The organism is Botryobacter ruber (assembly GCF_003347595.2).
GTDB classification, from domain to species: domain Bacteria; phylum Bacteroidota; class Bacteroidia; order Cytophagales; family Hymenobacteraceae; genus Pontibacter; species Pontibacter ruber_A.
Map to the genome: position 1 here is coordinate 123,414 of NZ_QCZK02000015.1, position 15,152 is coordinate 138,565.

The 15,152-nt window shown below is 50.9% G+C and carries 12 protein-coding genes and 1 pseudogene; 10 read left to right on the forward strand and 3 right to left on the reverse strand.

Going from position 1 to position 15,152, the window contains the following annotated elements; genetic code table 11:
* Window position 1 precedes the first annotated feature (1 nt).
* Window positions 2–1,564 (reverse strand): sensor histidine kinase, encoded by a 1,563-nt coding sequence (locus DCW36_RS03000; RefSeq protein ID WP_114779411.1) that lies wholly within the window; start codon window positions 1,562–1,564, stop codon window positions 2–4.
* A 542-nt stretch (window positions 1,565–2,106) separates the two neighbouring features.
* On the opposite strand from DCW36_RS03000, the gene DCW36_RS03005 reads away from it, so the two are divergent.
* From DCW36_RS03005 to DCW36_RS03050, 10 genes are all read left to right on the forward strand, one after another.
* On the forward strand, window positions 2,107–3,690 hold the full coding sequence (locus tag DCW36_RS03005; RefSeq protein WP_114779415.1) for a molybdopterin-dependent oxidoreductase: 1,584 nt from the start codon (window positions 2,107–2,109) through the stop codon (window positions 3,688–3,690).
* Window positions 3,691–3,891: 201 nt separating this feature from the next.
* Window positions 3,892–4,503: a fumarylacetoacetate hydrolase family protein gene (locus DCW36_RS03010; RefSeq protein ID WP_114779417.1), complete on the forward strand. Its 612-nt coding sequence runs from the start codon at window positions 3,892–3,894 to the stop codon at window positions 4,501–4,503.
* Entirely contained in the window at window positions 4,490–6,382 is a 1,893-nt protein-coding gene (locus DCW36_RS22985; RefSeq protein WP_317127238.1) for a M23 family metallopeptidase, read from the forward strand. The genes DCW36_RS03010 and DCW36_RS22985 overlap by 14 nt, the downstream gene beginning before the upstream one ends.
* An 8-nt stretch (window positions 6,383–6,390) precedes the next feature.
* Window positions 6,391–6,843: a thioredoxin-dependent thiol peroxidase gene (gene bcp, locus DCW36_RS03020; RefSeq protein WP_114779421.1), complete on the forward strand. Its 453-nt coding sequence runs from the start codon at window positions 6,391–6,393 to the stop codon at window positions 6,841–6,843.
* A 104-nt stretch (window positions 6,844–6,947) separates the two neighbouring features.
* Window positions 6,948–7,808, forward strand: a complete 861-nt coding sequence (locus tag DCW36_RS03025) for a transketolase (protein ID WP_114779423.1) — start codon at window positions 6,948–6,950, stop codon at window positions 7,806–7,808.
* Between the two features lie 77 nt (window positions 7,809–7,885).
* Window positions 7,886–9,280, forward strand: coding sequence for a vWA domain-containing protein (locus tag DCW36_RS03030; RefSeq protein ID WP_114779425.1), 1,395 nt, complete (start codon window positions 7,886–7,888; stop codon window positions 9,278–9,280).
* The gene (locus DCW36_RS03035; protein ID WP_114779427.1) at window positions 9,281–10,240 is read left to right on the forward strand and encodes a transketolase family protein; all 960 of its coding nucleotides are present in this window, start codon (window positions 9,281–9,283) and stop codon (window positions 10,238–10,240) included.
* 217 nt (window positions 10,241–10,457) lie between these two features.
* Window positions 10,458–10,997, forward strand: a complete 540-nt coding sequence (locus DCW36_RS03040; RefSeq protein ID WP_114779429.1) for an RNA polymerase sigma factor — start codon at window positions 10,458–10,460, stop codon at window positions 10,995–10,997.
* Between the two features lie 55 nt (window positions 10,998–11,052).
* Complete coding sequence (locus tag DCW36_RS03045; RefSeq protein WP_114779431.1) at window positions 11,053–11,487, forward strand: hypothetical protein; 435 nt, start codon at window positions 11,053–11,055, stop codon at window positions 11,485–11,487.
* 8 nt (window positions 11,488–11,495) lie between these two features.
* Window positions 11,496–11,936, forward strand: a complete 441-nt coding sequence (locus DCW36_RS03050) for a Spy/CpxP family protein refolding chaperone (protein WP_240676029.1) — start codon at window positions 11,496–11,498, stop codon at window positions 11,934–11,936.
* A 612-nt stretch (window positions 11,937–12,548) separates the two neighbouring features.
* Here the strand turns inward: DCW36_RS03050 and DCW36_RS03055 are convergent.
* Window positions 12,549–14,357 (reverse strand): annotated as a pseudogene (locus DCW36_RS03055) (DUF885 domain-containing protein).
* A 53-nt stretch (window positions 14,358–14,410) separates the two neighbouring features.
* The gene (gene pepE / locus DCW36_RS03060; RefSeq protein ID WP_114779627.1) at window positions 14,411–15,130 is read right to left on the reverse strand and encodes a dipeptidase PepE; all 720 of its coding nucleotides are present in this window, start codon (window positions 15,128–15,130) and stop codon (window positions 14,411–14,413) included.
* Window positions 15,131–15,152: the final 22 nt, after the last annotated feature.

The window sequence follows — 15,152 nt, forward strand, 5'->3', positions numbered from 1 at the left end:
ATTATTTTTCTTCCTGAAAGTGTTTTTTTGCTAAGGTAACAATAAAGTGCGCACCCACACCAGGCTGGCTGCGTGCCGTAATATCGCCCCCATGCCGGATGGCAATTTTGCGGCAAATGGCCAGCCCGATACCGGACCCTTCGTACTTCTGCCCCTCCAGCCGCTGGAAAATGTGGAAGATGCGGTCCAGGTACTTTTCGTCGAAGCCAATCCCATTATCTTCTACGTGGATTTCGAGCAGTTCATCGCCGGGTGTAGCGGTCAGGTGCGCTTTTGGCTGCAGGTGTTTGGCATAGATATTAATTACAGGGGGCACCTGCTCTTTCCGGAATTTGATGGCATTGCTGATCAGGTTCTGGAATAGCTGCCGCATCTGGGTTGGCTCGGCATCGATTACCGGCAAGGGAGAACGGTTAACAACGGTGCCCGTCTGCTCGATGGTGATCTCCAGGTCCGACAACACTTCCGTCAGAACCACATCAAGGTTCACCTCTACAAAAGGCTTCGCTTTGGAAGTTACCCTCGAAAACTCCAGCAGGTCGTTGATGAGGTTCTGCATCCGCGACGAAGCATTGAGCATCCGGTCGATATAATCTCTTCCCTGCTCGCTCAGAGTGTCGTACTCTTTTGTTTTGAGGCGGTCGCCAAAGGCTTGTATCTTGCGGAGCGGCTCCTGCAAATCGTGCGACGATACATAGGCAAAATCCTGCAGTTCGCGGTTGCTGCGTTCCAGTTCGGCAGCATAGCGCCGCAGGCGTTCCTCGTTCAGCTTCTGCTGCGTAATGTCATGCACAAAACCGGTGTATACTGTCCGCCCGCCCAGCACCACCTCGCTCACACTCAGGAAGAACGGAAACACCGTACCATCTTTGCGCAGCCCGGAAACTTCGCGCCCGATGCCTATAATGCGCTTTTCGCCGGTTTCCTGGTAGTGCCGCATGTAACCATCGTGGCGGCTGCTGTCGGGTTCAGGCATCAGCATGTTAATGCTCCTGCCCAGCAGTTCAGCCGGATCATAACCAAATAGTTTGGCCGCAGACGGATTCACCATTTCGATCATGCCGCGGGTATCGATGGTAATAATGCCATCCACGGCAGCCTGAATAATAGAATTTATTTTGCTTTCGCTTTCCCGCAGGGCCAGTTCGGCCTTCTTCAGCTGCGTGATGTCGTGCACAATGCCGGTAAAGATCAGTTTATCGCGCAGCTTTACCTCGCTAATGCTCAGCAGGAACGGAAAGGTGGTGCCGTCTTTTTTCAGACCAAGTACCTCACGCCCTTTGCCGATTATTTTGGCTTCACCGGTTCGCAGGTAATTGGCAATATACCCGTCATGCCGGCTGTGGTCGGGCTCGGGCATCAGCATACTCACGTTCTTCCCCAGTACTTCCTCCGGCTGATAACCAAAGATACGGGCAGCAGCAGGATTCACCGTTTCCATAATGCCGTGGCTGTCGATGGTGATAATCCCATCAATCGCGGTATCGATAATGGCTTGTAACCTGGACCGGTTTTCAGCTCCCTGGTCGGAGTTATGCAAAGAATCTTCCAAGTGTGTGGTCATAAGCTAAATATAGTCACTCCCAAAGCAAAGGCAAAATTATAGCGAAGTTTATGTTTTCAATTACGAATAGCAGGCTGATTTAAAATTATACTGCGGCAGCTGTTCGTTGGCTTAAAGGTACTAAGAGCATGTATAAATTCCGTCCTTTGCGCTGCAAATTGCCCGGAAAGGAACCTGACTTCATATTTTTCTCGCACCATAGCGCTGCTATGCTGCTCAAAAAACATTTCGTCAGAACCCTTCCCGAACAATTTTCGCTTGCAAAAACGAAATTTAAACATACTCTAATTGTTTCGGGATGCCAAACAGCTTCTGGCAGCACAGCGACAGGATATTTTTCATTTCTGCAGCTGCCACCATAGCCTCTGCTGCTCCTTGCTGTTGCAGTTTGCCCTGTCGCCATGGCTGCCGCTGCTTTTTGTGTACCAGTGTTGCAGGCAGCCCGCTTCCCATCGCCAGAACCTATCGCACAGCATACAATTTCACTGGAAAGAAAAACTTTCCGAGTTTCCGTCAAGTATCTCTAAATAAAACCAACGCGCATGAAAACACCCCTGACATACAGCGCTTTACAATCCTTTTTGTTAACTGTAGCTGTTATCGCTGTCAACTACTTTGGTTGGCTGGCATTTGGGTTGCCGTATTTTCCGTTCGACCTGTTTGACTGGATAGCGCGCCAATTGCCAGGAGCAGTCATCACCGCCGGGATTGATGCCATGGTAAAAGGCATCAACGTCCTGAACCTGGGCGACACCGCTTCAGCCGCCAAAACCGCCGAAAAAGCGATGGCCTTACTCCTGTTTCTGGCTGGCGGTACCGTTGCCGGCGTTTTGGTGATCCTGCTCATGGGCAGGCTAAAAAAGTCACCGGTGCTTACGGGCACTGTTGCTGGAAGCCTGTTTGGCCTGGCCGCCATGCTTATCAGTTTAAACGTAAACCTGTTTTCTGCTGCTCACCCGGTACCGGCGTTGCTCTGGGCGCTGCTCCTCTTTGCAGGCTGGGGTTTTGTGCTGGGGTGGGCATATCAACGGTTGCAGGCAATAGAACAGGAACAAAAAGCAGAGGCCGTTCGCCTGGACCGCCGCCGGTTTATGCTGAAGCTGGGTGGTGCAACGGCTGTCGTTACGGTGGTGGGAGTATCGGTAGGTGCGCTGCTCGGGAAACGGGAAACAACGCCAGGCACAACCTGGTCTGCGACGCACGCCTTACCGAATGCCGGTGCTGCCGTGGAACCTGCACCAGGCACCCGGCCGGAATTTACGCCCCTCGACAAGCACTACCGCATCGACATCAACACCGTTCCGCCGGAGGTAAACGAACAGGACTGGAAGCTGAATGTTACAGGATTGGTTGAGAAACCGTTGGATTTTACCCTGGACGAACTAAAGCAGTATGAACCGATGCACCAGTTTGTGACGCTGGAGTGCATTTCGAACCGCATCGCCGGCGACCTCATCAGCACCACCCGCTGGACAGGCGTCAGCCTGCAGCAGCTGTTGCCCGACCTGCACCTGAAACCAGGCGCCACGCATCTAAAAATATCATCGGCAGACGGCTTTTACGAAACAGTGGCCCTGCAGGATATTATAAATGACGAACGGATCATGCTGACTTATGCCTGGGATGGCCTTCCGCTGAAGACAAAACACGGCTTCCCGTTACGCATTTACATTCCGAACCACTACGGCATGAAACAACCCAAATGGATAGAGACGATAGAAGCACTGGATCATTGGGAGAAAGGCTACTGGGTAACACGCGGCTGGGACCGTGAAGCCATTATGAAATCCGAAGCGGTAATCGACGCAGTTGCCGTTCAGGACGCCTACACTTCGGCAGTTGGGCAAAAACTCGTACCTGTCGGGGGAATTGCTTTTGCAGGCGACCGCGGCATCTCCAAAGTGGAGCTACAGGTAGACAATGGCGACTGGCACGAAGCACAGCTGCGCAAGCCGCTCTCACAGACCACCTGGGTTATCTGGCGCTACGATATGCCCTTCCAGGCTGGTGAGCACACGCTTACCGCCCGTTGCTACGATGGAGAAGGAAAGCTGCAAACTGCCGAAATTGCAAAACCACATCCTTCGGGGGCAACAGGTTATCATGTGGTCAGGAGAAAGCTATAACTGCTATTCTGAAAAGTAATTGGAGCGACGGCCCTTCCAGCCAGCTATGTCGTAAACAGTTTTATGGTACCAGGTAAGTACCTCCCATCTTCAGCAATAGCCACACCCATCAAACCTCAACACGAATAACTAAGATATTATTAGGAGCATAAAGCGGATAACTCCTAATTTTGAATATCAGAAAAAACAGGAAATTACGTTATGAAGATATTAGCCATAGGCCGGAATTACGTGGCACACATCGAGGAACTTAAAAATGAGGTCCCGGAAGAGCCAGTCATTTTTATGAAGCCCGACACAGCGGTGCTGCGCAACAACGAGCCGTTTTATTACCCGGAATTCAGCCAGGATGTACATTTCGAGGTGGAGTTGCTGCTGCGCATCAGCCGCGAAGGCAAAAACATTGACACGAAATTTGCACGTAAATATTATGATGCCATTGGTTTAGGCGTAGACTTTACCGCCCGCGACCTGCAGGCAAAGCTAAAAGCCAAAGGACTGCCCTGGACACTGGCCAAGGGTTTCAACGGTTCGGCGCCTGTTTCGGAGTTTCTGCCCCTGGACCAGTTCCCGGACCTGCAGAACATCGATTTCAGTCTGCAACTGAACGGGGAAGTGCGTCAGAAAGGAAATTCCAGCCTGATGTTGCATCCTTTTGATGCGATAATTGCGTACATCTCCCGGTTTATCACACTTAAAACCGGCGACATCATTTTTACAGGCACTCCGGCAGGCGTTGGCCCCGTTAAAATCGGGGATAGGTTAGAAGGATTTATCGAAGACAAAAAATTACTGAACTTTGAAATTAAATAAGCATTTATCACTTTTCATTCTTTTATTACTTTACGCAACAGGTCTGGCCGCACAGCCAACCGACCTGCGTGGGTATTTTTTGTTCCCTATAAAACCCGGGGAGCGCAACTACCTGTCGGGCTCGATGGGCGAAATCCGTTCGAACCACTTTCACGGTGGCCTCGATATTAAAACCGATCAGCGGGTGGGCCTGAATGTACATGCTGCAGCCGATGGTTACGTATCGAGGGTGAAACAGTCGACCTACGGGTATGGCAACATCATCTACATCACGCACCCCAACGGGCTGGTTACCACCTATGCGCACCTGCTGGAATTTTACGACCCGCTGGCAGATTACGTCCTGAAAAACCAGTATAAGCAAAAGACATTTGAAATAGAGCTGTTCCCGGACAAAAACATGTTCCTCGTAAAAAGGGGACAGGTAATCGGTTTGTCCGGCAACACGGGCGGCTCCGGCGGCCCGCACCTGCATTTCGAGATTCGCGACAAAGAGGACAGGCTGTACAACCCGCTGCGCTATGGCTTCTCAGAGATCATAGACACCACGCCTCCCGACATTTACACCCTGGGCATCCAGACGCTCAACATCTATTCGCGCGTAAACAACGAGTTTGGCAGGTTCCAGTTCAGCACCAAAAAATCGGGCAATGACTATGTGTTGCCTGACACCATCTTTGGCTACGGGCAGCTGGGGCTGGAGCTGCAGACCATCGACCGCTACGACGGCGCCACAAACAGGAACGGTACGCAGGAAGTAACGCTTATCGTGAACAACAGGCAACTTTACGCGCACATGATAGACCAGGTACCGTTTGAACTGACACGGCAGGTATCGCAGCACATCAACTACGGCCACTACAAGCACACCGGCAACACCTTCCAGAAAGCTTTTGTGGATTACGGAAACGATCTGCCCCTGTACAATGCCTCCGGAAACCGGGGTCGCTTAACTATTCACCCGGACTCTGTGTACAAAGTGCAGCTCGTAGCCCGCGACTCCTATAATAACAGCACCACCCTCCGCTTTATCGTGAAAGGGCAAAAATCCGGCTTTACCAAAACCATCTCCAACCAGGTAAAAAAACCGAAGCTCGATTACGAAATCCTGGGCAATGTCCTGAAAATTAACGCCACCGACACCTCCGCCACGCCCCGCAGCCTGGAACTGTTTAAAGATAAAAAGCGGATGGTGCTGGTGCCCAGCTACACCAAAAATTCGGTATCGGTTAACCTCTACGACCTGAGGGCCGGCCTCCCCGACTCCATGCACTTCTGTGGGCTAACCGAGGTGTTCCATTTCCAGCAGGCTGTCCCGCCGGGCAAGGAAGTAACGGTTGTGAATCCTTATGCAAATATTGTCTTTAACAAGGAATCGCTCTACGACACGCTCTACCTGCAAACGAACCTGGAAGATGATGTGTATACCATCGGCGATTATTTCACGCCCCTGCACAGCGGCATTAAGGTAACTATTACGCCCCCCGGAGAATTTGCAGACAAATCAAAAGCAGCTGTCTACTTCCTGGGAACCGGCAGGGGGAAAGGCTTTACAGGCGGCACCTGGAACGGCAATTCCATTACGTTTACCACCCGCAACATGGGCAAGTTTAAGGTTATGGAAGATGTAAAACCGCCATCCGTCAGGTTGCTGGGCAAAAGCAAAGTACAGGTCCGGTTTAAAATAGGGGACGACCTCTCCGGCCTGAACTCTTTTAATGCTACCATAAACGGGCAGTGGCTGCTGATGAAATATGAGCATAAAACCGCCACTATTTACTCTGAAAAGTTAGATAAAAGTATACCTTTGTCTGGAGAAGTAGAATTAAGAGTAAAAGATAACGCCGGAAACGAGACTATCTATAAAACAAACATATAAACAGGCACATGGAACTGAAGATCGGAGACAAAGCTCCTGAATTTGAGACTACAGACCAGAACGGAAACCCCGTAAAGTTGAGCAACTACAAAGGCAAGAAGGTAATTCTATATTTCTACCCGAAAGATGACACCCCTGGCTGTACCGCCCAGGCCTGCAACCTCCGCGACAACTACAGCGAGCTGCAGCAGCAGGGCTACGAAGTGCTTGGCGTAAGCACCGATAGCGAAGAGTCGCACCAGAAGTTCATCAGCAAGTTCAGCCTGCCTTTCAAGCTCCTGGCCGACACCGATCAACAGATTGTGAACAAATATGGGGTGTGGCAGGAGAAAAACATGTATGGCCGCAAATACATGGGTACCATGCGCTATACCTTCGTGATCGACGAAAATGGTGTAATTGAAGACATCATCACCAAAGTAAAAACAGCAGAGCATACCCAGCAGCTGCTAAAAAAATAACAGTTGTTACAAAAAAATCGGTTACTAATTGCTTATTGATTAGGTATTTCGATTTATACTTGTATATTTGACATTTAAATAATTATTGATAAAAATTCTCGCAAGTGAACCCACACAACAAAAGCATTGAAGAGCTAAAGGATATCGCGGCCCAGGTTCGCCGTGATATCGTACGCATGGTACATGCCGTAAATTCAGGACACCCGGGCGGATCGCTGGGCTGTACGGATTTCCTGGTATCGCTGTATTTCCGGGTAATGAAACACAACCCCGAGTTCAACATGAACGGCGAGGGCGAAGACCTGTTCTTTTTATCGAACGGCCACATTTCGCCTGTTTTCTACAGCGTGCTGGCGCGCTCCGGTTACTTCGATGTGAAAGAGCTGGCTACTTTCCGTAAGATCAACTCCCGTGTACAGGGTCACCCGGCTACCGAAGAAGGTCTGCCAGGCATACGTGTAGCTTCCGGTTCACTGGGCCAGGGATTGTCTGTAGCGATTGGCGCTGCGCAGTCCAAAAAACTGAACAACGACCCGCAAACAGTGTTCGTGCTGATGGGCGATGGCGAACTGAACGAAGGACAGGTATGGGAAGCTGCCATGTATGCGGCACACCACAAAATTGACAACCTGATTGCCACCGTAGACCGCAACGGTCAGCAGATCGACGGCCCTACTGAAAAAGTAATGTCGCTGGGCGACCTGCGCGCCAAGTTCGAAGCGTTTGGCTGGGATGTAATGGAAATTGCAGACGGAAACTCCTTTGAGTCGGTACTGCCTGGCCTGGAAGAAGCAAAATCCAGGCTCGGAAAAGGCAAACCGGTTATGATCCTGATGGATACGGAGATGGGCTTTGGCGTGGACTACATGATGGGTTCCCACAAATGGCACGGCGTAGCACCAAACGATGAGCAGCTTCAGATAGCCCTGCAGCAGCTTGCCGTACAGGAAGCTTCTGATTATTAATAAACCGTCAAGCGCTATACCTGGTTTTCCGGATCGGGAATAGCGCTTTTTAATTTTACGCTTAAGTTTAGGTGGCCATGACTTTCTGGCAAAAGACCTGCTTCATACTTTCTTTATTGCTGTTTTTTACAGCAAGCGGGGCAGCTTTTAGCCAAACCCAAAAACCTAAGCCAAACACACGGATTCTTTTCCTGCTCGATGCCTCCGGCAGCATGATGGCCAAATGGGAAAACAGCGACCGCATGTCGGTAGCCAAAACCCTGCTGGCCAACCTGGTGGACTCGCTGCAGCAATACGAGAACCTGGAAGTGGCGCTGCGGGTATACGGGCACCAGTCAGGGCGGGAGCAGAACAATTGCCGGGACACCAAGCTGGAAGTACCTTTTGCAGCCCGGAATGCGGAACAGGTTAAAAAGAAGCTGCAGCAGATAATACCACGCGGCAACACACCGCTCACGTATTCGCTGCAACAGTCGGCAGACGATTTTCCGCAGGAAAAGGATGCCCGGAATGTGATTATTATGATTACAGACGGGCTGGAGTCGTGCAGCGGTGACCCCTGTGCTACGTCGCTGGCCCTGCAGAAGAAGCGAATTTTCCTGCGCCCTTTTGTGATCGGGATAGGTATTGAGCCGGAGTACGAAAAGCAACTGAACTGCATCGGGCAGTATTTTAACGCTGCCGATGTGCGTACGTTCCGGAACGTGCTGACCGAAATAACGACGCAGGCCCTGAGCGAAACCACCGTTACCGTAGACCTGGTAGACGCGCAGGGGCGGCCCGTGGAGAGCAACGTAAACCTGACGTTCCTGAATGCCCTGACCGGTTTGCCGGAGTACAACTACGTGCATTACATGGATGGCAAAGGAAAATCGGACAGGCTGGAAGTGGATGCCCTCCTCCCCTATAACCTGGTGGTGAATTCGGTGCCGCAGGTAGTAGAGAACAACCTGAAAATACAGCCCGGAAAGCACAATGTATTTTCGGTGGTGGCGCCGCAGGGCGAATTGTACCTCCGCCAGGACGGCCCCACGCCTTACGGACAGCTTACGGCCATCGTACGCCAGCCAGATGCAGGCACGACCCTGCACGTGCAGCACTTTGGCAGCCGGAACAAGTACCTGGCCGGCAAATACGACCTGGAGGTGTTTACACTTCCCCGCATTTATATGAAGGGAGTGGAGGTAAAACAGGGGCAAACTAATACCATTACCGTTCCGCCTGCAGGGCAACTGAACATACCATCAGACCTGCAGGGCTATGGCAGTATTTATTCCATCGATGCCAACGGTTCGCAGCAGTGGATCTATACGCTGCCGGAGCAAAGCAGCAAAATCGTACTGGCCCTGCAGCCGGGAAAATATAAACTGGTTTACCGCACCAAGTCTGCCCACGCGAGTAAATTTACTGATGTGCAGGAATTCACCATCAGGTCGGGCGCAACAACAAACGTAAAAATTTTCAACAGATAGATGAAAGAGTACACGTATACTGAGAAAAAAGATACCCGCTCCGGTTTTGGAGCCGGCCTGGCCGAACTTGGCCGCACCAATCCCAATGTAGTAGCCCTATGCGCCGACCTGGTTGGTTCCCTTAAAATGGCAGACTTTATCAAGGAAAACCCGGAGCGTTTCTTCCAGGTAGGTATTGCCGAAGCCAACATGATGGGTATTGCTGCCGGTATGACCATCGGCGGTAAAATTCCTTTTACCGGCACGTTCGCCAACTTCTCTACCGGTCGCGTTTACGACCAGATCCGCCAGTCTATTGCCTACTCCGGCAAAAACGTAAAAATCTGTGCTTCGCACGCTGGTCTTACCTTAGGTGAAGATGGCGCCACCCACCAGATCCTGGAAGATATTGGTATGATGAAGATGCTTCCGCACATGACTGTGATCAACCCCTGCGACTACAACCAGACCAAAGCAGCCACCATTGCCATTGCCGATTACGAAGGCCCGGTATACCTGCGCTTTGGCCGTCCGGTTATCCCGGTGTTTACGCCTGCCGACCAGAAACTTGAAATTGGCAAAGCCGTGATGCTGAACGAAGGAACAGATGTGAGTATCTTTGCCACAGGGCACCTGGTATGGAAAGCCATCCTGGCGGGTCATATCCTGGCAGAAAAAGGCATTAATGCTGAAATTATTAATATCCACACCATTAAACCTTTAGACGAAGAAGCAGTCTTAACTTCGGTAGCTAAAACAGGTTGCGTGGTATCGGCAGAAGAGCACAACCGTTTGGGCGGCCTGGGCGACAGCATTGCACAGCTGCTGGTAAAAACCAAGCCGCTGCCTATGGAATATGTGGCTGTAGACGATACCTTCGGCGAAAGCGGAACACCGGAGCAGCTGATGGAGAAGTATGGTCTTTCTGAAAACGATATCGTAGCTGCTGCCGAGCGTGCCATTGCGCGCAAACAGCAGTAATCAGTAAACAGATATACCCAGAGAGAGGCTGTACTGATGCTGGTACAGCCTCTTTTTTATTTAACCTGTGCAGCAGAGGCTGTGGTGGCAGCTGCAGAAAACAAATTGAACGACAGCTATGAAAATCACACTTACAAGATTAACCACGGGTGGTGTTGTAAACATGAAAGCAAGAGAATTAAAAAATTAGTGGCATTCTGCTTATAGTTACTGTCCCTTGGAAGATATTGAAATCTTAGAAAAGTTTGCCATTGCCGAAAGCCGTAACCTGGCTTTCAACCAACTTATCCGGAAGTATCAGCAGAAAGTGTACTGGCACATCCGGAAAATGGTGATTGACCACGACGACGCCGACGACCTGACGCAGGAGGTTTTTATTAAAGTGTGGAAGAACCTGGACGGCTTCCGCAAAGATGCTCAACTTTATACCTGGCTCTACCGTATCGCCACCAACGAGTGCCTAACCTTCCTGTCGAACAAGAAGAAAAAGTTCTTTCTGCCGATAAACGATGTGGCCGCAGAACTTTCCGAAAAGCTGGATACCTCGCCCGATATTTCGGGCGACGAGATACAGCTCAAGCTCCAGAAGGCCCTGCTCCGCCTGCCCGACAAACAGCGCCTGGTCTTCAATATGAAATACTACGACGAACTGAAATACGAAGAAATATCTGAAATTTTAGGCACTTCGGTGGGTGCGTTAAAGGCATCTTACCACCTGGCTGTAAAAAAAATTGAGGAATTTTTGAAACATGATTAAACTTTTGTTGCAAATTAACATCTAATGTTATGTACAGGGTAAAAAGTGAAGCGATATGAAGTTGAACGATATTCCGAAGCACAATATTTATAAGGTACCGGAAGGTTATTTTGACAGCCTCCCGATGCGGGTGATGGAGCAGACTGCTGCCAAAGGCGCAGGCGCATCCGCCGCCCCACGCTTTTCCAGCTTCTGGCAGCCTGTACGCCTGGTGCTGGCGCCGCTCGTGCTGCTCCTGGTTTTTGTCGGGGTTTTCCTCTTCAGCAACGATGTGGTGCAGCAGCAACCGCAGCCGGAATATGTTGCCCTGGGCACTTTACCTGAGGCAGAAATTGTAGACTATCTTGACAGCTACGCCCGGCTCGAAACTTCCGACTTTGATGAAGTATCTTTATCGGACCAGGAATTAACCGCCGAGTTTTTAAATATCAGCTCCGAGGCTGCTGAAGAAGAGCTGGAGTATTACCAATTAAATAAACTGATTTACTAAGTACACCCATGAAATATTATCTTTTCTTTTTGTTGCTTTCCGTTTTCAGCCTGTCCGGGAGTGCAGCCCATGCACAAAAGGGACATCACGACAGAAGCAATGTAGAGAGTGCCAAAGTAGCTTTCCTGACGGATAAAATGGCCCTGACCCCTGACCAGGCGCAAAAATTCTGGCCGCTCTACAACGAGTACGAAAGCAAGCGACGCGAAATATGGCGGGCAAACAGGAGCACGCACCGCAAAAAACTGGAAGAAATGAGCGATGCCGAAGTCAAAGCCATGATCGACGTTATCTTTGCCAACCGGCATAAAGAGCTCGACCTGGAGCAGGAATATTCGGTTAAGTTTCAGAAAATAATTTCGCTGCAGCAACTGGCCCTGCTTTACCGCGGCGAGTACGAATTCCCGAAACTGCTCCTCAAAAAGCTTGAAGCAAAACATCCCAATTAATATCCTTCTGTAGTTTTGATTATAAAAAAGGCACTCTTTTCGGGAGTGCCTTTTTTAATGTTTAATCATCAGCAGCGGCTGTGGTGGCTGGTGCAGTAAGATTATTTTGCCTGAACCGGGATTAAAGCAGATTCTTGGATTTACCAGATTTAACACCAAATCATATTTAATACCAGATAGTATTTAGCCAGTCCCACAAAACTATTCCCCTTTGTCATCCCCTTAGGGGATCTTGTGGGCGAGCCGCAGTAGAGCTAGCTACATGAAGGGATCTAATGTAATAGGCTATTTACTATCCGGTATAATTCCTTCCATTGTTGCGGTATCTTCTGCAACTACGGATATGTTGCTGATTCGGATTTGCAAACCGAATCAGCAAGTGTGATCTTGTGAGCAAGCTGCACTTTGGCAGCTACAAGTCGGTTTAAAATGGAAGATCCTTTTAGCTAACCAAAGTGCAGTTCGCTCACAGGCCCCCCTAAGGGGATGACAACGGGAAATGGTTGGTGGAACTGCGTAAATACTAGCTGGTATTACCGCTCAGTTCAACTGCACCTGCCACCACTCCCTCTACTCTTCTACTGCCAGCAGGTAAGGACAAAAAAGTAGCTTTTACGCCTGCTTCTGCCGGGCAATCCAGTCGTTGATGCGTTTCTCGAGTACGGCCAGCGGCATAACGCCTTGCTTCAGGATCTCGTCGTGGAAGGCACTGATGCTGAAATCGCTTCCAAGCTCGCGTTCTGCTTTCTGGCGCAGCTCCTTTATTTTGAGCTCACCGATTTTGTAACTGAGTGCCTGCCCTGGAATGGCCATGTACCGTTCTATTTCCGCAATCGCATCTTCTTCGCTTGTCTGCTCGTTATCCAGGGAATACTGAATGGCCTGTTCCCGCGTCCAGCCCTTGGAATGCATGCCCACATCTACCACCAACCGGATAGCACGGTGCATTTCGCCGCTCAGGCGCCCGAAGTACTGGTACGGATCGGTGTACAGGCCCAGTTCTTTGCCCAAGCTTTCGGAATACAAGGCCCAGCCTTCGCCAAAAGCCCCGTACCAGGCATACTGCCGGAAACGTGGCAGCCCCTCCTGCTCCATCTGGATGGAGATCTGGTAATGGTGCCCGGGTATAGCTTCGTGCAGGAAAAGCGACTCCATCCCCACGGTGTTGTATTTGGTGGCATCCAGGATGGGCACATAAAAAATGCCCGGCCACGAGCCATCAGGCGCCGGCGGATTATACTCGGCACTGGCCGATGCCGCCCGAAATGCTTCCGTCTGGCGTACTTCAAATTTTGCTTTCGGGGTTAGCCCGAACAGCCTGTCCAGTTGCGGCTGCATGCGCTCCTCAATGTCGCGTTAAGCCGCCAGCACCTGCTCGGGTGTTTTGTAGGGCGTAAATTTTTGGTTCTCGTTGATGTGTTTGAAGAACGCTTTCAGGTCGCCTTTAAAGCCAACCTGCTCCTTCACCTTCTCCATCTCGCCGCGGATGCGGGCTACTTCCTGCTGGCCTATCTCAAAAATCTGATCGGGCGTGAGGTCGGTGGTGGTCCAGTAGCGCACCAGGTAACGGTAAAAGGCATCGCCGCCTTTTATTTCGCTGATGCCGGTGGTTGTTCTGCTCTTGGGCAGGTACTCCTGTTCCACAAAATCGTGCAGCTTTTTGTAGGTGGGCACCACTACTTCGGTGATAGCTTTGGTGTAGGCCTGCCGGATGCTGTCCTTCTGTGCTGCGGTAAAACTATCGGGCATCTTCGTTACCGGCGTCCAGAAAATACTTTTCTCCGGGTTATCCACGACCATGGCCTTCAGCTGCGGCAACACTTTCTGCGACAGCGCCCGGGGCAGTGTAACGCCGGCCACCATGCCTCTGCGCATGTTGGCAATGGCAGTATCTCCCCACACCGAAAAGTCGTTTATGCGGCCAAGAAAGTCGCGGTAATCTTTCGGGGTTTTAAACGGCTGGTTGCTGGCCCCGGAACCCAGTTGCGCCATGGTGAGGGTTGTTCCCCAGAACTGGTTTATGGGCAACAGGCTCCAGGGCTGCTCGAGCCCTTCCAGCGCCGTTTGCATTTCGTACCGGAAGATGTCGTAACTGACCTGCTCCTGCTCGTCGAGCTTGCTTCTGTCAAGCTTGTTTACTGCTTCCAGGTACTTTTGGTAGAGTTCCCGTACCTGCTGCCTGTGTGCCTGGCTGATGTCGTTTGGCAGCTGGTCGTTGTAGCGGCTGTCGGCAATAGCAGTAGCCTCGAGGGGGAAGAGCTTCAGGCGCTCCTCGAAATAATTTTCCAGCAGCTGGCTCAGGTTTTGTTCGGCTTGTACCGCTTCGGTATGCTGCTCCTGTTCGGAGGCGCGTGTACAGCTACCCATACTCAGCCCCGACAGCGCTAAGGCTGCACATAAAATCAGGTGGTGTCTTGTCATAAATGTAGTTGGCGATTTAGAAGTAGATGGAAGGTAGTATTTATTTTCAGGAATCAGACGGCATCCAGCAGGAAGTTCAGGTCGTCGGCAGGTTTAAACTCCTGCGGTTTCTCGCCCTGCAGAAAAACACGTGCTGTGTGCGGCCCCTGCAATTCCATTTTATCGCCCCTGATGCGCAGCATGCTTCCTTCCCGCAGGCCCACCACCGGCTGTCGGTTGTGCACATGAAACTCCATGATGCGGGTTTCACGGATTTCGCCCATGTGCCTGGAAGTTGGGTCCGGGTCGAGGTAATGCGGGTTCAGGTTGAAAGGAACCAGCTGCAAGGCATCGAAGCTTTTCGGGAATACAATGGGCATATCGTTGGTCGTACCAATGGTTTTACCGGCCACGTTGGAGCCTGCGCTTGTTCCCATATACGGCATCCCCTGCTTTACACGCTCCTGCAATGGCTTGATGAGGTTGTGCTGGTACAGCTGCCTGAGGAGCAAAAAGGTATTGCCACCGCCTACAAACACAGCTTCAGCCTGCTGCACGGCCACAACCGCATCCGTTGCCTCATGTATCCCGCTGACATCCACTTCCATCCGGGCAAAGGCTTCTTTTACGGTTTCGGTGTAGGCTTTGTGCGAAATGCCACCCGGACGGGCGTAAGGAATGAACAGGATGCTGGTTCTGTCGTGCAACAGTTCTTTTACCTGTTCCTGGCAATGCTCCAGGTAACCTGTGCCATGGGTGGTAGAGGTACTTATCAATAATAGGTTTCTGCTCATGCTATCGTCTTTGGTACACAAC